The following is a 22216-nucleotide window of genomic DNA, read 5'->3' on the forward strand; positions in this document are numbered from 1 at the left end:
TGTCGGGATCAGGCGGCGTCGCCGACCGCGTGGTTCGCCAGGGCCTCCAGGGCCTTCACCAGGGCGGAGTGGTCCCAGGCCGCGCCGCCCTGGGCCACGCAGGCCGAGAACAGCTGCTGCGCCAGCGCCGTGGCGGGCAGGCTGAGGCCGAGCGTCCGGGCGCTGTCCAGGGCGAGGTTCAGGTCCTTCTGGTGCAGGCCGATGCGGAAGCCGGGGTCGAAGGTCCGCTCGATCATCCGCGCGCCGTGCAGCTCCAGGATCCGCGAGGTGGCCAGCCCGCCGGTGATCGCCTGCCGCACCTTGGCGGGATCGGCGCCGGCCTTCGAGGCGAAGAGCAGCCCCTCGGCCACCGCCTCGATGGTCAGGGCGACGATGATCTGGTTGGCGACCTTGGCGACCTGCCCCGAGCCGACCGGGCCGACATGCGTCACGGTCTTGCCCATGGCGGCGAACAGGGGCTCGGCGCGCGCGAAGGTCTCGGCCTCGCCGCCGACCATGATCGAGAGCGCGGCGTTCTTGGCCCCGACCTCGCCGCCCGAGACCGGCGCGTCGAGATAGGCGCCGCCCCGCTCGGCGATCCGGGCGGCGAAATCCTTGGTGGCCAGCGGCGCGATCGAGCTCATGTCGATCACGGTCTTGCCCGGGCTGAGCCCCTCGGCGACCCCGTCCGCCCCGAACAGGACCTGCTCCACGTCCGGGGTGTCGGGCAGCATCAGGATGATCGTGTCGGCGCGCTCGGCGACCGCGGCGGCGGTGGCGCAGGCGGTGCCGCCCGCCGCGAGCAGGGCCTCGGGCACGCTGCGCCGGGTCTTGAGGAACAGGCTGTGGCCCGCCGCGATCAGGTGTCCGGCCATGGGCGTGCCCATGATGCCGAGGCCGATGAATCCGATGTTCATGGGTACGATCCCGGTTGCGGAACTCAGGCGCGGAACTCAGGCGCGGAAGCGGGCGGCGAGCGCCTCGGAGCTGCGGGCGAGCAGCCCCATGTCGGAGCCCACCGCGGTGAAGCGGGTGCCGGCCGCGATGTAGCGGCGGGCCAGCTCCTCGCTCGGCGTGAGGATGCCGGCCTGCTTGCCGGCCCGGACGATCCGGGCGACCGCCGCCTCGATGGTGGAGACCACCTCCGGGTGGCCCTGCTGGCCGACGTAGCCGAGGCTGGTGGAGAGGTCGCCGGGCCCGATGAACACGCCGTCCACGCCCTCCACGGCGGCGATCGCGTCCAGATTGTCGAGGGCGCGGCGGGACTCGACCTGCACCGCCACGAAGATCTCGGCCTCGCAGCGGGTGTGGTAGTCCTTGATCCGGCCGAACCGGGCGGCGCGGGGCGCCTGCGAGAAGCCGCGGATGCCGCGGGGCGCGTAGCGCGTCGCCGCGACCACCCGGGCGGCCTGCGCGGCGTCGTCGATGTTGGGGATCATCAGCGACTGGGCGCCGGCGTCGAGGATCCGCTTGATGGTGATCGGGTCGTCGCTCGGCACCCGCACCATCGGGTGCGTGTCGCCCTCCATCATCGCCTGGAGCTGGGCGTAGATGTCCCGGAGGTCGTTGGCCGAGTGCTCCATGTCGAGGAGCAGCCAGTCGAACCCGGCGCCGGCGACCACCTCGGTGGAGATGGGACTCGCGAGGCTGCACCACAGGCCGATCTGCTGGCGCCCCTCGGCGAGGGCCGCCTTGAAGCGGTTGGTGAGGCTGTCCATCACGATCCTCCCTGGGGGCGTCGCGGCGTCTGCGCGCCGTCCGTCCCATCACGCGCAGCCTTCCGCCGCGAGGTCAAAGCCAAACACTGGATCGATCGATGCGGATCGCGCATCGATCAGCCGCGCGGGCTCACGCGGGCGGCATCCCGGCCACGATCGAGACCAGCTGGGCGATGAGCGGGTCGTCCGCGTCGCGCCGCCACGCGAGGAGCAGTTCCACCGGGCGCGGCGCCGGCAGGACGAGGGGGCGGACCACCACGCCCTCGAAGCGCAGGCGCTCGGCGGCGGCCGGCACCAGGGCGATGCCGAGCGCCGCCCGGACCAGGGCCAGGATCGAGTGGATCTGCGTGAGCTGCTGGACCGTCGGGGGCTGGATCTCGGCCTCGGCGAGCAGGCCCAGGACGAGGTCGTGGAAGTAGCGCGCCTCGTTGGGCGCGTAGCCGATGAGCGGCTCGCGCGCGAGATCGGCGGGGGCGAGCCCGTCGCGCAGGGCCAGGGGGTTCCCGGCCGGCAGGGCCACCACCAGGGGCTCGGCCAGCGCCCGGACGGCGATCAGGTCCGGGTGCGTCACCGGCGGGCGCACCAGCGCGGCGTCGATCCGGCCGGCGAGCAGCTCCTCGATCTGGTCCTTGCTGACCATCTCGCGCAGCGCGAGCGTCACGTCCGGCAGCGCCCGCCGGAACGCGGTGACGAGGCGCGGCAGGAAGTCGTAGGCCGAGGCCGCCGTGAAGCCGAACTTGAGGACGCCCGCGCGGCCCGCCGCGACCTGCCGGGTGACGTGCGTCGCGGTCTCGGCGAGCCGCAGGATGCGCTGCGCCTCGGGCAGGAAGCTGCGGCCGGCGGCGGTCAGCCGGACCGTGCGGCTGGTGCGCTCCAGGAGCTGCACGTCGAGGACGCGCTCCAGGACCTGGATCTGCCGCGACAGCGGCGGCTGCGTCATGTTCAGCCGGGCGGCCGCGCGCCCGAAATGCAGCTCCTCCGCCACGGCGGCGAAGCACCGGAGCTGGCTGAAGTCGAACATGAAGGCTCCCTCTCCCGGACCGCGGCGCGGTCGGGCGGGAGCATAAGGCCTCCGCGGCGGCCGCGCTGCGATCGCCGCCCTCATCCAATTAGGTAAGGCGGCGGCCTCCGGGCCCGACCGGGCTACGGCGCGACCTCGTGCCCGGCATAGTCGATCCGGCCGTCCGGCCCTTCGGTCCACTCGTAGATGACGTAGTCGGGGCGGGTGAGGTCGCCCTTCCCGTCGTAGGCGATCGGCCCGACCACCGTGTCCACCGGCTCGCCCCGGTGCAGCCAGTCCGCGAGCTTCTTGCCGTCGCTGGAGCCGGTCTCGGCCATCGCCTTCGCCAGGACCTGCACGGCCGCGTAGGCGTAGAGCGTGTAGGCCTCGGGATCGATGCCCCGGGCGTTGAACGCCGCCACCACGCCCCTGGCGTTCGGGTTCTTGCGGGCGTCCGGCGCGAAGGTCATCAGGGTCCCGGCCGCGCCCGGGCCGGCGATCTGGACGAACTCCTTGTCGGGGATGGCGTCGCCGCTCATCATGCGGGCGGCGAGGCCCTGGTCGCGCATCTGCCGGATGATCAGCCCGGCCTCGGTGTGCACGCCGCCGAAATAGACGAGGTCGACGTTGGCGGACTTCATCTTGGAGACGAGCGCCGCGTAGTCCTTCTCGCCCGGGTTGATGCCCTCGAACAGCACCTCCCTGCCGCCCTTGGCCCGGAAGGTCTTCAGGGTCTCGTCGGCCAGCCCCCTGCCGTAGGGGGTCTTGTCGTGGACGAAGGCGACCTTCTTGCCCGGGAAGTGCGCGGCGAGGTAGCTGCCCGCCACCGCGCCCTGCTGGTCGTCGCGGCTGCAGGTGCGGAACGTGTTCCACATCCCGCGCTCGGTGAACTTCACGCTCGTGGAGGCCGGCGTGACCTGGATGATGCCGGCGTCGAGGTAGACGTCGGAGGCCGGGATCGTGACGCCGGAATTGTAGTCGCCGACGACCATCTTCACGCCGTCGCCGGCGAACTTGTTGGCCACCGAGACGCCCTGCTTCGGGTCGGAGGCGTCGTCGCCGACCGTGACGGTCAGCGTCCTGCCCTTCAGGGTGCCGGCCCTGTTGAGGTCCTCGACCGCCTGGCTCACGCCGTTGCGGATCTGGGCGCCGAAGGCCGCGTTCGGCCCGGTCATGGGCGCGGCGACGCCGATCTTCACCGGCGCGCCGCCCTCCTGACCGTGCGCCGCGGCCATGACCAGCAGCCCGGCCAGGCTAGCCATCAGCAATCGCGTCATCGTTCCCCCAAGATGTGGCCGGACAAATCGCCGACGAACGCTGAATTCGGCTAGGTCAACGCGGATCGCCGCGCGTCGAGTCGCAGATCACCGGGCGCGATCCTGTCGCTCACCTTACCCGGGGTCAAGGTTTCCGGGGCGGCCCCGGATGTCGACCGGCGCGGGCGCGCCGGTCGGCCGGCGGGCGCTCACGGAGCCGTGCGGCTCCCCGAGGGCCCGCCGGATCGGGATGGCGCCGATGATGCATCGGGCCGCCGGATCCGCAGCAACCCGCCGTGACCGATGGCCGCCTCCCGTCCCCGACCCACCTCCCGCCCCAGCCGACCGGGCCCGCGTCCGGGACGCGGCTGATGGGGCCGCGCGCGGACGAGGATCGGGACGCGGGTCGGGACGCGGATCGGGACGCCTCGGTGGACTGGGCCGAGCGCCGCCGGATCGCCGAGCAGGGCCGGGGCGACCGGGCGTGGTCGCTCTGGGGCCCCTATCTCAGCGAGCGGCAATGGGGGACCGTGCGGGAGGATTACAGCCCCTGCGGCAACGCCTGGGCCGCCCTGACGCACGAGGACGCCCGCTCGCGCGCCTATCGCTGGGGCGAGGACGGGCTGGCCGGGATCTGCGACGAGCGCGGCAACCTGTGCCTGGCCCTCGCCCTCTGGAACGGGCGCGACCGCATCCTCAAGGAGCGGCTGTTCGGCCTGACCAACCAGGAGGGCAACCACGGCGAGGACGTGAAGGAGGTCTACCACTACCTCGACGCGGTCCCGAGCCACGCCTACCTGAAGATGCTGTACCGCTACCCGCAGGCGGCCTTCCCCTACGCGGACCTCGTCGGCGAGAACGGGCAGCGCGGGCGGGAGCAGCCCGAGTACGAGATCGAGGAGACGGGCGTCTTCGACGGGGACCGGTTCTTCGACGTCACCGTGGAGTACGCCAAGGCCGACGCCGACGACGTCCACGCGGTGATCACCGCGCTGAACCGGGGGCCCGAGCCCGCCGACCTGCACCTCGTCCCGCAGCTCTGGTTCCGCAACACGTGGTCGTGGGAGGCCGGGCAGGCCCGCCCGCGCATCGCCCGCGCGCCCGACGGGGGCGCGGTCTGCACCCACGAGAGGCTCGGGCCGTACCGGCTCGCCTTCGACGGGGCGCCGGACCTGCTGTTCTGCGAGAACGACACCAACCTCCGGCTGCACGGCGGGCAGCCGGACGCCGCGGGACCGTTCAAGGACGGTCTCCACGCGGCGATCGTCGGCGGCGATCGCACGGCGGTGCGCGGGGACGCGGGCACCAAGCTCGGCCTGCACTACGCGCTGCGGCTGGCGCCCGGGGAGACCGCCCGGATCCGCCTGCGGCTGTCGGCGGGCCTGCGCGCCCGGGCCGTCGACGACGGGTCCCTGGTCCGCCGCCGGGTGGCCGAGGCGGACGCGTTCTACGAGGAATTGCAGGACGGCATCGCGAGCCCGGAGTCCCGCGCGATCTTCCGCCAGGCCGCCGCCGGGCTGATCTGGTCGAAGCAGCTCTACGGCTACGACGTGCGGCGCTGGCTGGAGGGCGACCCGCTCCAGCCGCCGCCGCCCCGGGGGCGCGCGGGCGGCCGCAACGGCCAGTGGCGCCACTTCGCGGCGGCCGACGTGCTGTCCATGCCCGACACCTGGGAATACCCCTGGTTCGCCGCCTGGGACCTCGCCTTCCACTGCCTGCCGCTCGCCCTGCTGGACCCGGACTTCGCCAAGAAGCAGCTCCTGCTGCTCACCCGCGAATGGTACATGCACCCGAACGGCCAGCTCCCGGCCTACGAGTGGGAGTTCGGCGACGCCAACCCGCCGGTCCACGCCTGGGCCACCTACCGGGTGTTCGAGATCGACCGGGACCGGCGGGGCGGGCGCGGCGACCTCGCCTTCCTGGAAGGCGTGTTCCACAAGCTCCTGATCAACTTCTCCTGGTGGGTGAACCGCAAGGACGCGCAGGGGCGCAACGTGTTCCAGGGGGGCTTCCTGGGGCTCGACAATGTCGGCGTGTTCGACCGCTCGCGCCCGCCCCCGGGCTTCGGGGTGGTGCACCAGGCCGACGCCACCGCCTGGATGGCGATGTACGCGCTCAACATGATGCGCATCGCCCTGGAGCTCGCCCTCCACAACGACGTCTACGAGAGCACCGCCTCGAAGTTCTTCGAGCACTTCCTGCTCATCGCCGAGGCCATGACCGACATGGGCGGGTCAGGCGCGGACGGGCAGGGCTTCGGCCTGTGGGACGAGATCGACGAGTTCTACTACGACGAGGTCGACATCCCCGGCGGCGGGATGCTGCCCTTGCGGGTCCGCTCGATGGTCGGCCTCGTCCCGCTCTTCGCCGTCGAGGTGATCGAGCCCTCCGTGCTCCACCGTCTGCCGGATTTCGCCCGGCGCCTGAACTGGGTGCTGGAGAACCGGCCCCACCTCGCGCGGCTGGTCTCCCGCTGGACCGAGGGCGGCGTGAAGGACCGCAAGCTGCTGTCGCTGCTGCGCGGCCACCGGATGAAGGCGCTCCTGCGCCGCATGCTCGACGAGGCCGAGTTCCTCTCGCCCTACGGCGTGCGCTCCCTGTCGAAGGTGCATCGCGAGGCGCCCTACGTGCTCAACGAGCTCGGCGCCTCCTTCACGGTCCGGTACGACCCGGCCGATTCCACCTCGAACATGTTCGGCGGCAACTCGAACTGGCGCGGCCCGGTCTGGATGCCGATGAACTTCCTCATCGTCGAGGCGCTGCGGCGGTTCCACACCTATTACGGCGACGACTTCCGGGTGGAGTACCCGACGGGCTCGGGCGCGCTGCTCACGCTCAGCGCCATCGCGGACGCCCTCGAGGACCGCCTGATCGCGCTGTTCACCAAGGACTCGACCGGTCGCCGGCCGGCGTTCGGGTCGCGGCCGCCGATCGCCCCGGCGCCGGGCGCCGAGGAGCCGCTGCTGTTCCACGAGTTCTTCGACGGCGATACCGGCCGGGGGCTCGGCGCCGCCCACCAGACCGGCTGGACGGCCCTCATCATCAACCTGCTGCGCGACCGGGCGCGCCCGCGGTAGGCGCGCCCGGGCGGGAACCGGTCAGCAGCTCAGCCGCCGGCCCTCGCGGCGCCCGAACACCCGGTAGTGGGCGGCACCCGATTCCATCTGGCCGTTCGCGACCGCGCGGCGGACATCCGGGTTGCAGCGCAGGTACTCGCGCTCGTCGAACCCGTAATTGGCGCGGCCGCGGTAATCGTCCCGGTCGCGGTAGCCGCGGTCCCGGTACTCGTAATCGCCGCGGTCGCGGTAGCCGCGGCCGCCGTAATCGTCGTAGTCGGGGCGCGGCTGCGCGGAGACCGGGCCGACCACGCCCAGAATGCCGAGGCTCACCGCGGCCGCTGCCAGAATCGCCTTCATCGTACCAATCCTCCCTTTCGGTGGCCAGAAACGCGTCGGGGCGCGGATGGTTCGATCGCCTCGGACGTGCCGGCAACGGCCGGCCCTGACCCCGCGCGGCCCCGGAGCGCGGGTCGTCCGCGGCCGGCGCCGGGGCGATCGCCACCCCGGCGCGGACGCGCGTCACATGCGGCGCATCATCTCGCGGCGCATCGCGCGGTGGCGCATCTCGCGGCGCATCTCCCGATGCATCATGTGGCGCTCCATCCGGTGGCGCATCATCCGGCGCTCCATGCGACGGCGCATCATGTGGCGCTCCACCGGATCCATCTGGACCGTCGAGACCATGTCGGCGGGCGCCGACACGCCGGTGCCGGGGCCGATCGGCGCGGCGGAGGCCGGGATCGCGACGGCCGAGCCGAGGACCGCCAGCAGGGCGGCGGTGATGATCGTTGAACGCACGTGAGGTTTCCTCTCTCGCCGCCCGGCAAGACGGGCGGGCGTTTCCAGGGGGCTCGCGGCCGGACCCGATCCGCCCGCGGCCCCGCCCAGGAAGGCACGGACCGCTCGGATGGTTCCGCGGATCGCGCCGGTCCGGTCGTGCCGCCGAGCCGGGGCCGGCCACCGAAGGGGCGGACCCGGTGATGCACGAATGCACCATGCGCCGGCAGAGTCAGGTCGATCCGCACGAAAGATCGGACAAGTCGCGATCACTATTCTTCGCCGAAGATCGCAGTATGACTTTCCCGATTTCGCTGTCGCCACCCGAATAGTTGATCGGGTAACGATCAAAGGACCCTGCAATAAGTCGCCAGATCCGTCGTCATCTCGATCTGCGGAACTCCCGATCTTCAGAATCGGGGCACTTTACCTTAGCCATACCGGCGCACCGCGGTGACGGCGCGCAATCGGCGGACGTTTGATGTCAAGCATCGCACGCTCAGCGACAACGAGACGATGACGTCGGCGCCTTCGATTACGCACGACGGGGGATTTCTCATGTATCGGATCTCGGGTCCTGGTCTTCTCTTCTGCCTGCTGTCGCAGACCGCGATGGCGGCGGATCTTCCGCGGCGGCCGCTTCCGGCGGCGCCGGCCGCGCTGCCGGTCTTCTCCTGGACCGGCGCGCATGCCGGCCTGTTCGCCGGCTACGGCGCCCTCGACCGCGCCACGCAGTTCGTCTGCACAGGTCCGGACGGGCAGCCCGGAGCCCGGAACTGCCCGGTCATTCCATCGAAGCGGGCCTCGGACGGGAGCTTCGTCGGCGGCGCCGAGGTCGGCTACGATTGGCAGGTGAATTCCGGCTTCGTCGCCGGCGCCGCCGCGGATTACCAATTCACCCGGCTGTGGGGCTACGAGCGCCGCGAGGGCGCCTTTCCGGCCGTGGGCGGCGGCTTCTATCGCCGCAGCGTCGCCCATTCCGGCCAGCGGCTGGACGAGCTCGCCACCCTGCGCGGCCGGATCGGCTTCGCCGTCGATCGCACCCTCGTCTACGCCACGGGCGGCCTCGCCGCGGGCACGGTCCGGACCGAGAACAACCTGTCGCTGGCCGGTTTCCCGCTGTTCGACGGGCGCCAGGGCGCGGTGCGCCTGGGCTACGTGGCCGGCGCCGGCCTCGAGCACGCCTTCAGCGAGCACCTCTCCGCCAAGGTCGAGGGCCTCTACTACGATCTCGGCTCCCGGGCGGTCCTCCCGGCTCCGTCGTACCCCGTGCTGACCGGCTACCACGCCGGCACGCGGGTCGCGACGGACGGCTTCCTGGCCCGCGTCGGCCTCAATTACCGGTTCGGAGCCGGGCTGCCCGACCTGCCGCCGGTCGCGTCGGCAGGCCCGGCGACCTGGGATTTCGAGGGCGGCCTGCGCTACGTCTTCAGCGCCGGGACACCGCGCGAGAAGCTCGGCGACCCCGACGCGCCGGGCCAGCTCAATTCGCGCCTGACCTACGCCAACGCCCAGGCCCATGCCGGCGAGAGCTTCGCCCGGATCGAGCACAATCCCACCGGCCTGTTCGCCAAGGGCTTCCTCGGGACGGGCGGCGTCACGGGCGGACGCCTGGCCGACGAGGACTTCCCGCCCGCCCTGCGCCGCTACTCGAAGACGCTGTCGCCGATCAAGGACGGCGACGTCGGCTACGGCGTGGTCGATCTCGGCTACGACCTGCTGCGCCGGGACGGGTACAAGCTCGGCGGCTTCATCGGATACCAGTTCGCCTCCGAACTGTATAACGGCTACGGCTGCCGCCAGGTGGCGGGCGGGACGCCCTGCGCCAGATCGTACCCGACCGGCATGAAGACGCTGGGCGAGAGCATGCAGTGGAACGCGCTGCGCGTCGGCGTCATCGGCGAGGCGCGGTTCGATCGGGTCCGGGTCAGCCTGGAGGGCGCCTACCTGCCGGTCGTGAGCCTCAGCGGCGTCGACCGGCACTGGCTGCGGCCCGACATCAATCCGGGGCCGGAAGCCGGCCACGGCGACGGCTACTTCCTGGAGGGGATCATCGCGTACGACCTGACGCCGTCCGTCAGCGTCGGTGTCGGCGGCCGGTACTGGCAGCTCCAGGCTGACAGGGCGCACACGACGGCCTTCCCGTTCCTGGCGCCCAGCCCGATGAAGTTTGAGACCGGCCGCTACGGCGGCTTCGCGCAGCTCTCCTACCGGATGGCCGATTTCGGCTTCGGCGAGACGGCGGCGCCGGCTCGGAAGGACTGACCCCGCCTCCGCCCGGCGCCCGACCGCGGCCGCTCCGGCACGGCGCGCGAGGAGCCGGGCCGCGCCGGACCGCTGGGCTGGCGCGGTAGGGCCGGTGCCGGCAGTCCGGTGCCGGCAGCGCGATCCCGGCGGCGCGATCCCGGCATCGGCCCGCCCAATCGACGGTCCGGTCGCGGCAGATCCGGCCCGCACGGAGACACGGCGCGCTCGGCGCCGGCCCCGGCGCCGACGCGGTCGGGCAGCAGGCACCCCACGCAGCACGCCCCCGCGCGCCCTCATCCTCTCACGGCCGCGGCCGGGCCGGGTTCCCCACCACGGTGGCGCCGGCCGGGATGTCGCGCGTCACCACGCTGCCAGCCCCGACGATCGCGTCGTCCCCGATCGTGACCCCCGGCAGGATGATCGCGCCGCTGCCGATCCAGACATTGGCGCCGATCACCACCGGGCGGGCGAATTCCAGCATCTGCCGGCGCTGCGCCGGGTCGCGCGGGTGATCGGGGGTCAGGATCTGCACGGCCGTGCCGATCTGCGTCAGATCGCCGATCGTCACCGACATCACGTCGAGGATGCTGCACCCGAAGTTCAGGAACACGCCGCGGCCCAGGCTGATGTTGTAGCCGTAGTCGCAGTGGAACGGCGGCCGGATGTTGCAGCCCGGGCCGACGCGCGCGAAGGCCTCCTCCAGGAGAGCCTGCCGCTCGGGCTGGCTCCGCGTCTGCGTGGCGTTATACCGATCCATCCATTCCGAGATGCGCCGGTTGTCGGCGGCCAGTTCCGGGTCGTCGGCGCAGTACAGCTCGCCGGCCAGCATCTTCTGCTTCTGGGTCTTCATGATCTCTGTCTTCATGGTGAGGATCTCGCTCCGGCGGCATCGAACCGCCGCCGGCCCGGCGCCGCGGGCCCCGGCCATGCGTACAGATGTACACATCGGGGCCGCGCGCGTCACGAGCCGAGAGCCCTGAACCGGATCCGAGGAGGAGTCCTTGCCCGCCGCCCAGCGCCGCTTCGACCCGGATCGCCGGGCGCGCATCCTCCAGGCGACCCTCGACGTCGTCGCCGAGCACGGCGTCGCCGGCACGACCCACCGCCGGGTCGCGGCGGCGGCCGACGTGCCGCTCGGCTCCATGACCTACCACTTCGACAGCCTCGACGCGCTGCTGACGGAGGCGTTCACCGGGCTCGCCGACACGGTCTCGGCGCGCTTCGCCGATCGGCTGGCCACGGCCGCGACCCTCGACGAGGCCTGCGAGGCGGTCGTCGACCTGATCGTGAGCGACCTCTGGGCGAGCCCGCGCACGATGCTGCTGAGCTACGAACTCTACGCCTTCGCGGCCCGGAACCCGGCGCTGCGCCGGGTCATGCAGGGCTGGATGGCCAAGAGCCGGGCCGCCCTGGGGCGGCACTTCGCGCCGGAGACCGCCAAGGCCCTCGACGCGATGATCGAGGGCTTGACGATCCACCGCTCGGTCGATCCGCAGCCGGCCGATCGGGCGCAGGTGCGGGCGATCGTGGAGCGGCTGGTGCGGTAGGCCCGCCTGTCCCGGCATCGCGGAGGCGGCCACGGCGCGCCGGACCCTCGAGCGATCGTGATCGCCGGGGGGGCAGGCGCCGAATGCCGCACGGTGCCGGCAAGGAATTCGCAACCATCGCGCGAGCAGGTTCGACCCGATGCGCGCCGCCGGCGCGCCCGGGCGCGGTCCGCGCCGGCGTTGGGGATCCCCAGGGACCGATGCAGACTGACGCGACCCGCCCGGCCGCGCCGCCGGATCCCGCCGTGCTCCAGGCCGCGGGCGAGCCTGCCCCCTGGGACGGGGCACCCGGGTTCGGACAGTGGCGGCTCGATCCGCGCACCCGCCGGGTGACCCGGTCGGCGAACCTCGCGCGGCTGCTCGGGACGCCCGGCGCGTGCGACCTGCCGCTCGTCGAGCACGTCGCCTGCTATCATCCGGACGATCGCGCCACCCTGGTCGCGCGTCTCGATGGAATCCTGGAGGGAAACCGGCCGGCCATCCCCTACCAGGCGCGGGCCCGCTTCGTCCGCCCGGACGGGACCGTGCGGGACGCGATCATCCAGGGCCTGCCCGAGTTCGGGCCCGACGGCGCGCTCCTCGCACTGCACGGCCTCATCCTCGACGTGACCGACCTCGTGCAGTCGGAGCGGCGGGCGCGCGAGACCGACATGATCCTGCGCGGCACGCTGGACAGCATGGACCAGGGTCTCGTCGTCCTCGATGCCGACCGGCGTGTGCGCGCGTTCAACCGGCGCGCCGCGGACCTCCTCGAACTGCCAGCCGACGTCCTCCGGGCCGGCGTCGCCCTCCCGGACATCCACGCCTACCAGCGGGCCCGCGGCGATTTCGCGGAGGCCGGGTCCGATCCGGGCCTCGGGCCGGGCGCGCGCGGCGCGCTGCCGCCGCTGTTCGACTGGCGCCTGCCCGGCGGCCTGATCCTCGAGGTCCGGTGCGCGGCCCTGCCGGACGGCGGCACGGTCCTGACCTTCGGCGACGTGACCCAGAGCCGGATCGCCGAGCAGGTTCTGGAGGAGAGCGAGCGCCGCTACCGGCTGCTGGCCGAGAACGCCACCGACATCATCATCTGGTCCGACCTGACCGCCCGCCGCCGCTACGTCTCGCCGGCGGTGCGCGCCGTCCTGGGCTACGACCCGCAGGACCTGATCGGCACCCACCCCCTCGACTTCGTCCATCCCGACGAGGTCGGCGCGTACCGCCGCCTCCTCGACGACCTCACCGGCGGCCGCGCGTCCCGCGCCCTGACCTCCCAGCGCTACCGGCACCGGGACGGGCACTGGGTCTGGCTGGAGATCTCGTTCAGCCTGACCCACGACCGGGCGACCGGTGCCCCGGACGGCTACGTCGCCACCCTGCGCGACGTGAGCGCCCGCAAGGCCGCGGAGGACGCCCTGCGGTTGAGCGAGGCCCGCTACCGTGCCCTGGCCGACGCGCTGCCGCAGCTCGTCTGGATCGCCAGCATCGAGACCGGCGACGCCTCCTACGTCAACCGGCGCTTCGAGGATTACTACGGCCCGATCGGCCCGACGCGCGCCGCGCGGATCGCCCGGACCCATCCCGACGACGCGGAGCGGATGGAGCGGCTGTGGTCGGAGGCCCCCGCCCGCCGCGCGCCCTACGAGGTCGAGGGCCGCCTGCAGCGGCACGACGGCCCCTACCGCTGGCACAAGATCGTGCTCCTGCCGATCTGGCAGGGCGAGAGCATGGTGGGCATGCTCGGCACCGCCCTCGACATCGACGAGATCGTGACCGCCCGGCGCGCGGTGGAAGCTGCCAGCAGCCTGCTGCACCTCGCCCAGCAGGCCGCCCATGCCGGGACGTGGCACCTCGACCTCGACAGCGGCCGGATCGAGTGGTCCCCCGAGAGCGCGCGGCTCCACGGCATCGAGACCGACCGGAACCACAGCCTCGACACCCGGGACTGGCTCGCCCTGATCGACCGCGCCGACGGCGAGCGGGCGATCCAGATCGCCGCGGCGGCCGCGGCCGCGGGGGAGACCTTCTCGATCGAGTTCCGGGTCCCCACCGCGGACGGGGGCGTGCGCTGGATCAACGGCGTCGGGCGCGGCGCGCCCGGGCAGGCGCGGCGGATGATCGGCCTCAACATCGACGTCACCGCCCGCAAGGCCGCCGAGGCGGCGCTCCTCGCCGCCAAGGCGGCGGCCGACGCCGCGTGCCTGGAGGCGGAGCGGGCGAGCGCGGCCAAGAGCGAGTTCCTCGCCGCCATGAGCCACGAGATCCGCACGCCGCTCAACGGGGTGATCGGCTACGCCGACCTGCTCCTCGACGGGACGGATCTCGGCCCGGCGGCGCGCCGGAACGCCGAGCGCATCCGCACCGCCGGGGCCGCGCTCCTGACGGTGGTCAACGACGTCCTCGACTTCTCGAAGGTCGAGGCCGGGCAGATCGAGATCGTGCCCCGGCCCTTCGCCCTGGAGGCGCTGATCGACAACGCGGTGTCGATCGTGCGCCCCCTCGCGGCGGGCAAGGGGCTCGCCCTCACGGTCGCCCAGGGCCCGGGCCTGCCCGACTGGGTCGAGGGCGACGAGGACCGCCTCCGGCAGATCCTGCTCAACCTGCTCAACAACGCGGTGAAGTTCACCGCGTCGGGCGGCATCGAGCTGTCGGTCCGGGTCAGCCCGGACGCCGCCCGCGCGACGGGCGGGACGCGGCTGCGCTTCGCCGTCCGCGACACCGGCATCGGCATCCCGACCGACAAGTGCGGCCGCCTGTTCCGGCGCTTCTCGCAGGTCGACGGCTCGATCAGCCGCGAGTACGGCGGCACCGGGCTGGGGCTCGCCATCTCGAAATCCCTCGTCACGCTGATGGGCGGCACGATCGGCGTCGCGAGCACGGTCGGGCACGGCTCGACCTTCTGGTTCGAGGCCGACCTGCCCGCCGCCGGCCCACCGGCCCGCGAGACCGCGCCGGACGCGGCGATCGCGCGCGCGACCGGCCGCCGCCTCCTCCTGGCCGAGGACGTGCCGCTCAACCAGGACCTCGCCCGGATGATCCTGGAGCGCGCCGGGCACGCCGTGGACGTGGTGGCCGACGGGGTCGCCGCGGTGGCGGCCGTCCAGGCACGGTCCTACGACCTCGTGCTGATGGACGTGCAGATGCCCGTGATGGACGGCATCGCGGCGACCCGGCGGATCCGCGCCCTGGGCGGCGCCCCCGGCCGGCTGCCGATCCTCGCGATGACGGCGAACGTCCTGCCGCAGCAGGTGGCCGAGCTGCGCGCCGCCGGGCTCGACGACCATATCGGCAAGCCGTTCCGCGCGGACGCGCTGCTCGCCGCGATCGACCGCTGGGCGGCCCCCCGCGCCGCGCCGCCGCGCCGCGCGGGCACGATCGACCGGGCCATCCTGGACGAGATGACCGCGATGGTCGGCCAGACGCGGATGGGCGATCTCCTGGCGATGCTGGCGAAGGAGCTCGCCGAGCGGTTCGGGCCGGGGGCGCCCGTCGGCGACCGGGCGCGGCTGACGGGCGACGCGCACGCCATGGTGTCGGCGGCCAGCATGATCGGCTTCGTGGATCTCGCCGCGACCTGCCGGACCTTCGAGACGGCCTGCCGCGCGGGCGACGACGTCACCGCGCTGCTGTCCACGCTCCGGGCTCAGGCGGCCGCCACGATCGACGAGATCGCGGTGCTGCGCGCGGCCTGAGCGGGGGCGCCGCCCGGCTGGCGGCCCCGTCGCAGGCCGGGCCCCGGTGTTCCGCACGCCGACACGTTCCTCTCCCGGACCCCGGCGGCGAGGGACGATGTTCCGGCCCGGGCCCTTGCCTTCGACGCCGAGCCTGGCCGAACCTCATCCCCGGCCGCCCGAGTCGCCTCCGCGCCGGGCCGGCCGGAGAGGGGGACATCTCATGACATCTGCCGGTACATCTGCCGGTCCGCACCGCCGCGCCGTCGCGCTGGCCGCCCTGGCCGCCCTGGTTCTCGGCGCGCCGGCGCCCGGCCCCGCCCGCGCGGCCGACCGGGAGGTCACCTTCGCCCACCAGGACATGGTGGTGCCGTTCCGCGCCCTGATGGCCTCCGGGGCGATCGAGAAGGCGACCGGCTACACGGTCCACTGGCGCAAGTTCGGCGGCGGCGGCGACGTGATCCGCGCCATGGCCTCGGGCAGCGTCCAGATCGGCGAGGCGGGGTCGAGCCCGATCGCGGCGGCCGCCTCGCAGGGGCTCGACATCCAGCTGTTCTGGATCCTCGACGAGATCGCCGACGCCGAGCAGCTCGTGGCCCGCGCCGGCAGCGGCGTGACGGGCGTGGCCGACCTGCGCGGCAAGACGATCGCGGTGCCGTTCGTGTCGACCGCCCACTATCAGCTGATCGCCGCCCTGGCGGAGGCCGGGCTGACGCAGGCCGATGTCCGGATCCTCAACATGCGCCCGCCCGAGATCGCCGCCGCCTGGGAGCGCGGCGACATCGACGCGACCTTCATCTGGGACCCGGTGCTCGCCCGGGTGAAGAAGTCCGGCACCGTGGTGGTCTCGGCCGGCGACCTCGCCCGCCGGGGCAAGGCGACCTTCGACGGCCTCGTGGTCGACCGGGCCTGGGCGGCGCGGAACCGGGACTTCCTGGTGACGCTCGTCCGGCTGATCGCCGCCCAGGACGCGGCCTACGCCGCCAGGCCCTGGAGCGCCGACGCGCCGGAAGTGGCGGCGGTGGCCCGGATCAGCGGCTCGGCGCCCGCGGAGGTGCCGGCGAGCCTCGCGGCCTACCGGTTCCCGACCCTGGAGGCGCAGGCCTCCCCGGCCTGGCTCGGCAGCGGGGCCGCCAAGGCCCTGACCGAGACCGCCGCGTTCCTGAAGGCGCAGGGGCGCGTGCAGGCGCTGGCGCCCGATTACGGTCGGTTCGTCACGACGGAGGTCGTGGACGCGGCCCGGAAATAGCCTGTCCCCGGACCGGAGGGCCCATGATCGAGATCCGCAACCTGAGCGTCCGCTACGGCGAGGGCGCCGACGCGGTCGCCGCGCTGTCGGGGATCGACCTGACCATCGGTCCCGGGGAGTTCGTCGTGGCGCTCGGCGCCTCGGGCTGCGGCAAGACCACCCTGCTCTCGGCGATCGCGGGGTTCCTGGCGCCGACCGAGGGCCGCGTCCTCCTCGACGGGGAGCCGGTCCGGGGGCCCGGGGCCGAGCGGGGCGTGGTGTTCCAGCGCCACGCCCTGATGCCGTGGCTGGACGTCGCCGAGAACGTGGCCTTCGGGCCGCGGATGCGGGGCGCGCCCCGGGCGGAGCGGCGGCGGATCGCCCTGGCGATGCTCGACCTCGTCGGCCTGGCCGACTGCGCCGACCGGAAGGTCCACGAACTCTCCGGCGGGATGCAGCAGCGGGTCGGCCTCGCCCGGGCGCTCGCCGGAGACCCGCGCGCCCTGCTGATGGACGAGCCGCTCGGCGCGCTGGACGCCTTCACACGCGAGCAGATCCAGGAGCTGATCCTCCGGATCTGGCACCGGACCGGCAAGATGGCCTTCTTCATCACCCACGACGTCGAGGAGGCGGTGTTCCTCGCCACCCGGCTGGTGATCATGAGCCCGCGGCCCGGCCGGGTCGTCGAGACGCTGGACCTGCCCTTCTCCCGGGCCGCCGTCGGCGGCCGCGACACGCGGGCCGTGAAGTCGGACCCCGCCTTCATCGCCGTGCGCGAGCGCGTGCTCGCGCGCATCCGCGGCGGCGCCGGCGCGGCGCCCGAGGCCGTCCGATGAGCGGCCTGCCCCGCGCCGCGCCGGAGGCGGACCCGGCTACGGTCCCGGTCCCGGCCTCGGCGGCGGTCCCGCGGGCGCGGCCCGGAGCCCGCCGACGCGGCGGGATCCTGGTGCCGGCGGTCAGCGCCGCCACGGTGCTGGGAGCCCTCGGCCTCTGGCTGGTCGCCACCCGCTCCGGCTGGGTGAAGCCGCTGTTCCTGCCGCCGCCGGAGGCGGTCCTGGCGGCCTTCGGTCAGGCCTGGCGCGGGGAGATCGACGGCGCCCCGCTCGGGCTCCACATCGGCGACAGCCTGCTGCGCGTCCTCGGCGCCTTCGGCCTCGCCGCCCTGGTGGGCATCCCGGTCGGGCTCGCCATGGGCACGAGCCGGATCGCCCGGGGCATCCTCGACCCGCCGATCGAGTTCTACCGGCCGCTGCCGCCGCTCGCCTACCTGCCGCTGATGATCATCTGGTTCGGGATCGGCGAGCTGTCGAAGGTGCTGCTGATCTTCCTCGCCTGCCTCGCCCCGGTGGCGCTCGCCGCGCGGGCGGGGGTGCGCTCCGCCTCGGTCGACCAGATCAACGCGGCGCGCGCCCTCGGGGCGAGCCGTTGGCAGGTCCTGCGCCACGTGGTCTTCCCGGCGGCGCTGCCGGAGATCCTGATCGGCCTGCGGATCGGCATGGGCGTGGGCTGGACCACCCTGGTGGCCGCCGAGATGGTGGCGGCCCAGGCCGGGCTCGGCCAGCTCGTCCTCAACGCCTCCAACTTCCTGCGCACCGACGTGGTGCTGATGGGCATCCTGGTGATCGGCCTGTTCGCGGGCCTGTTCGAGCTCGCGATGCGGGCCCTGGAGCGCGTGCTGGTGCCCTGGAAAGGCAGACACTAGCGCCGCGGGTCATTCCTCCGCGGGCCGCCGGGACGTCCGAACCCGCTCTCGCGGCGCGTTCACGGCGTGGGGGCGGACGGTGCCGCGCGGAGGCTTTGCGCGTCCGAGGAACCGGCCGGCCCCGCATCCACGTCCGCGTCCCGACAAGATGTGGGGCCCACCAGGCAGCGGACGTGGAGGTCGGCAGAACCAACCCGTCCTGATCGCGTCGGCCCGCTCGCCGGTCGCCCTCATTTGATGCGCTGACGAATCGCGCCCCGGGTCCGTCGGGGGGCAACGCGCGCACGGCCTGGTTCGGATCGGCCTCGGCACCGCTCCTGCCCGGGCAGTTCAGGTGCCGGCCAGTGGAAGGATCCGGGCGTCGCCGCACCGGACAGAAGAAAATTCTCTCCGGCTCCTCCGCTCAACGCTGATGAAAGCCTAGGGCAGGCGATCCGGGCCGGGAGAGACAACACATATATTTGAATACAAGATCTTTACGAACAATTATATTACTATAAAGTGAATACCGCAGGATGATGATCGTCGCGCAGCATCGCCACTGGTTGCGGTGAGATCGGGGATGTCTCGGATGGACCACGCGGACGACGTCGTATCCGAGGCGGCGCTCGTCGCGGCGCTCGAGGCCTCCGGCGGCGTCGGCTTCTGGATGTGGGACATCCTTCGGGACGAGGCGCGGGCCGATCCGGTGAGTGCCCTGCTGTTCAACATCAGTCCGGCCCGGTCGCGGGCCGGGGTCAGCCTGGCCGAACTCCTGAAGGCCGTCCACCCGGACGATCAGCCCCACATCTCGCAGGTCATCCTGGACTGCGTCCGGACCGGCGGCTCCTACACGGCGGAGTACCGCGTCTGCTCGCCGGAGGGGCGGCTGCGGTGGCTGTTCACCCGCGGGCACTTCTACCTGGACCCGAACGGGCGGCCCACCACCGGACGGGGCGTGATCGTCGAGATCTCGGACAGCAAGTCGGCCGGCGCGGCCTTCGCGGAGCGCGACGGGGACACGATCGACGACGCCCTCAACCGCACCGCCGACCTCTGCCTGTCGCTGCACAACACCGTCTCCGTGCTCGGCGACACGGCCCTGGTGGCGCTGACCGAGACGCTGCTCCTCGAGATCGGCAAGCGCCTCGCGGAGCGCCAGCGCGCCGAGCGCAGCGGCGCCCTGCACTGAGCGGGGCGCCGCTAGAGGCCGCGGATCTTCCGCTCGATGCGCGCCGCCTCGGCTTCGTCGACCTCCACCGGCCGGCCGGTGTCGTTGGGCAGCCCGCGCCCCGTCTGGGCGATGGTCTCGTCGCGCCGACCCGGCCGGGACCGGCGCTCACGGCGCGCCGCTGTTCCGGGCCGGGCCCGCCTTCCTGCACCGACGCCGCCCCTCCTCGGTCACGCGCCGGGGCCGCACCGGGGCCGCACCGGGCGACCCGGCGCCTGCGACCTTCCGACCGGAACTTGGCCGCGCGGCACCCGTGTTTGCCGGTTGAATGAGCCCCGGGCTCGCAACCGCCTAGAGGTGAACGCCATGACCATGGACGCCCGCGAGATCTACGTCACGGCCCTGAAGAACACCCATGCTGTGGAGATGCAGGCGCTGCAGATCATGGAGCGGCAGGTCGAGCGCCTGGAGCGCTACCCCGAGATGGAGCAGGCCCTGCGCCGCCACATCGAGGAGACGCACGGGCAGCGCCACCGGCTGGAGGAGGCTCTGCAGAGCCTGGGCGACAGCCCCTCGGCCCTCAAGGAGGGCTTCCTGGGCTTCGTCGGCAACATGATGGCGCTGGGCCACACGCCGGCCCAGGACGAGATCCTGAAGAACACCTACGCCAACCACGCCTTCGAGAACTTCGAGATCGCCGCCTACGAGTCGCTGCTCACCATCGGCGACGCCGCCGGCCAGCAGGGCCACCGGACGGCGTTCGAGCAGTCGCTGAAGGAGGAGCAGGCCATGGCGGAGGCGGTGCGCAAGCTGATCCGCCCGACCACCGAGCGCTACCTCTCCCTGACGGTGTCCGGCGCCAAGGCCGACCGCTGAAGTCCCCCCGTCCCGGCCCCGAAACGGGGCGGGGACGGGGCGGGGACGGCCCCCGCGTCCCCCTTCAATCCCTCCCGAGCCACGCTCGCCCGGCCTGATCGCGCGCCCATGGATACCGGAACCCGCCCCTCGACGGACAGCCCCCGGCCGGAGCCGGGATCCTCCGGCGGAGCCCTGGGGCCGGACTGCGTCCACCTCTGCGTGGACATGCAGCGCATGTTCGCCGAGCCCACCGACTGGCAGACGCCGTGGATGAACCGCGTCCTGCCCCATGTCTGCCGCCTCGCGGCGGCGCGTCCGGAGCGGACCGTCTTCACCCGCTTCATCCCGGCCGCCCGGCCGGGGGAGGGGCGCGGCACCTGGGCGACCTACTCGCGGCGCTGGGCCGGCATGACCCGGGAGCGCCTCGACCCGGGCCTGGTCGACCTCGTCCCGGACCTCGCCCGGCTGGCTCCGCCCGCCGAGATCGTCGACAAGACCGTCTACTCGCCCTGGCTGGGGACCGGCCTCGACGCGCGCCTGCGGGCGCGGGGCGTCGAGACGCTGATCGTCACCGGCGCCGAGACGGATGTCTGCGTGCTGGCCGCGGTGCTCGGCGGGGTCGATCTCGGCTACCGGATCGTGCTGGCCACCGACGCCCTGTGCAGCTCCTGCGACGAGGCGCACGACGCCCTCCTGCTGATGTACCGGATGCGCTACGGCCACCAGGTCGAGACGATGACGACCGCCGAGATCCTCGACCGCTGGCGGTGAGCCGGCCGCGCGCCCGCCCTCCGGGCCGGAACATTCGTCCTGTAATGGCCAAGCTCAGGCGAGATCTCCACCCGGCCCCGCCGGCCTTCCCGGTTCACGAACACTCGATCCGTGCGCGCACGCACGCGAAAAACAGTCGCGCCCCATGAACCGACGGCCGGCACGACCGTTATGTTCCTGAACTGGGTTCCGGAGGAAAGGTTATGGCCAAGCACGAGATCCTCGGCTACTTCGAGCACCGCCGCGACGGGGCCTGGGTCTGCGTCCGTCCCTTCACCCTGACCACGCGGGATGCCAGCGTCGACATCCGCCAGGGCATGCGCTTCGACTACGGCAAGCGCGTCGGGGGCGTCGATCTGGCCGAGTACCTCGAGCGCCTGGGCTCGCAGTTCGGCTCCTGAGGCGCGGTCACGCGCGAACCGCACATCGCAGAGCCTTCGACGCGGCGCCGGGCGTGACCCCCGCGCCGCGCTTCGTCGTTCCGGGCGCCGCTCAGGCGCCGCCCCACTGCATCGTCAGGCCGCCGTCGACCACCAGGGTGTGGCCGGTGACGTAGGCGGCCTCCTCCGAGGCGAGGTAGAGGATCGCCCGGGCGATCTCCTCCGGCTGGCCGGCCCGGTGCCACGGGATCCGCTCCAGGGACTGGTCGAGAACCTCCGGCTTCTCGAAGCGGTCGGCGGTCATCGGCGTCTCGATCAGGCCCGGGGCGACGTTGTTGACGTTGATCCGGTCCGCCGCGAGTTCGCGCGACAGGGACCGGCAGAGGGAGCCGAGCCCGGCCTTCGACATGCCGTAGGGGGCGCTCTCCGGCGTCGGCAGGTGCTGGGCCACGGAGGAGACGAACACGATCTTGCCGTTGCCGCCCTGGGCCCGGCGCATCCGGATGAACGGGCGGGCGCAGAACAGCGGCCCCATGAGGTTCACCCGCAGGATCCGCTCCAGCACCGCGTCGTCCATCTCGGCGACCGGCATCCCGCTCATGGCCTGCCCGGCATTGGCCACGAGGATGTCGAGGGTGCCGAACTCGCTGCCGATGCGGTCGAAGGCCGCCGTGACCGCGGCCGGGTCGCCGACGTCGAGCTGGAGCACCAGCGCCCGCCGGCCCGCGGCCTCGACCCGCGCGGCGGTCTCCCGGATGCCCTCGGCGTCGCTGTGGTAGGTGATGGCCACGTCGGCGCCCGCGCGGGCGAGCAGTTCCGCGGTCGCCTGCCCGATGCCGGAATCGGCCCCGGTCACCAGGGCGCGGGTGTCGGTGAAGCGCATCGCGGATCTCTCGC

Annotated in this window: 19 protein-coding genes; 11 read left to right on the plus strand and 8 right to left on the minus strand. The window is 73.0% G+C overall.

Features of this window, described 5'->3' with window-relative positions; all coding sequences use genetic code 11:
* Positions 1–8: 8 nt before the first annotated feature.
* From ACLBXO_RS04720 to ACLBXO_RS04735, 4 genes are all read right to left on the minus strand, one after another.
* The gene (locus ACLBXO_RS04720; protein WP_331313757.1) at positions 9–896 is read right to left on the minus strand and encodes a 2-hydroxy-3-oxopropionate reductase; all 888 of its coding nucleotides are present in this window, start codon (positions 894–896) and stop codon (positions 9–11) included.
* A gap of 36 nt (positions 897–932) precedes the next feature.
* Positions 933–1697 (minus strand): HpcH/HpaI aldolase family protein, encoded by a 765-nt coding sequence (locus ACLBXO_RS04725; protein ID WP_091776158.1) that lies wholly within the window; start codon positions 1695–1697, stop codon positions 933–935.
* Between the two features lie 130 nt (positions 1698–1827).
* Entirely contained in the window at positions 1828–2718 is an 891-nt protein-coding gene (locus ACLBXO_RS04730; protein WP_331313756.1) for a LysR family transcriptional regulator, read from the minus strand.
* A 122-nt stretch (positions 2719–2840) separates the two neighbouring features.
* The gene (locus ACLBXO_RS04735; RefSeq protein WP_331313755.1) at positions 2841–3974 is read right to left on the minus strand and encodes a branched-chain amino acid ABC transporter substrate-binding protein; all 1134 of its coding nucleotides are present in this window, start codon (positions 3972–3974) and stop codon (positions 2841–2843) included.
* A gap of 350 nt (positions 3975–4324) precedes the next feature.
* Between ACLBXO_RS04735 and ACLBXO_RS04740 the strand changes: the two genes are divergently transcribed.
* Positions 4325–7030 (plus strand): MGH1-like glycoside hydrolase domain-containing protein, encoded by a 2706-nt coding sequence (locus ACLBXO_RS04740; RefSeq protein WP_331313754.1) that lies wholly within the window; start codon positions 4325–4327, stop codon positions 7028–7030.
* Positions 7031–7051: 21 nt separating this feature from the next.
* Here ACLBXO_RS04740 and ACLBXO_RS04745 read toward each other — a convergent pair whose 3' ends face one another.
* Positions 7052–7369 carry a hypothetical protein gene (locus tag ACLBXO_RS04745; RefSeq protein ID WP_331294265.1) on the minus strand — a complete coding sequence of 106 codons (318 nt, stop codon included), beginning with the start codon at positions 7367–7369 and terminating at the stop codon, positions 7052–7054.
* A gap of 162 nt (positions 7370–7531) precedes the next feature.
* Positions 7532–7810: a hypothetical protein gene (locus ACLBXO_RS04750; protein ID WP_447684647.1), complete on the minus strand. Its 279-nt coding sequence runs from the start codon at positions 7808–7810 to the stop codon at positions 7532–7534.
* A gap of 591 nt (positions 7811–8401) precedes the next feature.
* On the opposite strand from ACLBXO_RS04750, the gene ACLBXO_RS04755 reads away from it, so the two are divergent.
* Positions 8402–10054 (plus strand): hypothetical protein, encoded by a 1653-nt coding sequence (locus tag ACLBXO_RS04755; protein ID WP_331313752.1) that lies wholly within the window; start codon positions 8402–8404, stop codon positions 10052–10054.
* A gap of 283 nt (positions 10055–10337) precedes the next feature.
* Here the strand turns inward: ACLBXO_RS04755 and ACLBXO_RS04760 are convergent, their stop codons facing one another.
* On the minus strand, positions 10338–10901 hold the full coding sequence (locus ACLBXO_RS04760) for a sugar O-acetyltransferase (RefSeq protein ID WP_331313751.1): 564 nt from the start codon (positions 10899–10901) through the stop codon (positions 10338–10340).
* Positions 10902–11037: 136 nt separating this feature from the next.
* Here ACLBXO_RS04760 and ACLBXO_RS04765 point away from each other — a divergent pair, with 136 nt between their 5' ends.
* The 9 genes from ACLBXO_RS04765 to ACLBXO_RS04805 all read left to right on the plus strand — a co-directional run bounded on the left by ACLBXO_RS04765 (position 11038) and on the right by ACLBXO_RS04805 (position 21340).
* Positions 11038–11583, plus strand: coding sequence for a TetR/AcrR family transcriptional regulator (locus ACLBXO_RS04765; protein ID WP_331313750.1), 546 nt, complete (start codon positions 11038–11040; stop codon positions 11581–11583).
* A 200-nt stretch (positions 11584–11783) separates the two neighbouring features.
* A complete protein-coding gene (locus tag ACLBXO_RS04770; protein WP_447684648.1) occupies positions 11784–15251 on the plus strand; it encodes a PAS domain S-box protein in 3468 nt (1155 codons plus the stop codon).
* Positions 15252–15453: 202 nt separating this feature from the next.
* Positions 15454–16479: a taurine ABC transporter substrate-binding protein gene (gene tauA / locus ACLBXO_RS04775; protein WP_331313747.1), complete on the plus strand. Its 1026-nt coding sequence runs from the start codon at positions 15454–15456 to the stop codon at positions 16477–16479.
* 23 nt (positions 16480–16502) lie between these two features.
* Positions 16503–17294 (plus strand): taurine ABC transporter ATP-binding protein, encoded by a 792-nt coding sequence (locus tag ACLBXO_RS04780; protein ID WP_447684649.1) that lies wholly within the window; start codon positions 16503–16505, stop codon positions 17292–17294.
* Complete coding sequence (locus ACLBXO_RS04785) at positions 17291–18160, plus strand: ABC transporter permease subunit (RefSeq protein ID WP_447684650.1); 870 nt, start codon at positions 17291–17293, stop codon at positions 18158–18160. Before ACLBXO_RS04780 ends, ACLBXO_RS04785 begins: the two co-directional genes overlap by 4 nt.
* A 571-nt stretch (positions 18161–18731) precedes the next feature.
* Entirely contained in the window at positions 18732–19331 is a 600-nt protein-coding gene (locus tag ACLBXO_RS04790) for a PAS domain-containing protein (protein ID WP_331313746.1), read from the plus strand.
* Between the two features lie 345 nt (positions 19332–19676).
* Positions 19677–20186 (plus strand): ferritin-like domain-containing protein, encoded by a 510-nt coding sequence (locus ACLBXO_RS04795; protein ID WP_331313745.1) that lies wholly within the window; start codon positions 19677–19679, stop codon positions 20184–20186.
* A gap of 108 nt (positions 20187–20294) precedes the next feature.
* The gene (locus tag ACLBXO_RS04800; RefSeq protein WP_447684651.1) at positions 20295–20939 is read left to right on the plus strand and encodes a cysteine hydrolase family protein; all 645 of its coding nucleotides are present in this window, start codon (positions 20295–20297) and stop codon (positions 20937–20939) included.
* A 203-nt stretch (positions 20940–21142) separates the two neighbouring features.
* Complete coding sequence (locus ACLBXO_RS04805) at positions 21143–21340, plus strand: hypothetical protein (protein ID WP_012318739.1); 198 nt, start codon at positions 21143–21145, stop codon at positions 21338–21340.
* 91 nt (positions 21341–21431) lie between these two features.
* Here the strand turns inward: ACLBXO_RS04805 and ACLBXO_RS04810 are convergent, their stop codons facing one another.
* Positions 21432–22202 (minus strand): SDR family NAD(P)-dependent oxidoreductase, encoded by a 771-nt coding sequence (locus ACLBXO_RS04810; protein ID WP_331313743.1) that lies wholly within the window; start codon positions 22200–22202, stop codon positions 21432–21434.
* Positions 22203–22216: the final 14 nt, after the last annotated feature.

Source organism: Methylobacterium sp. C33D (assembly GCF_053345825.1).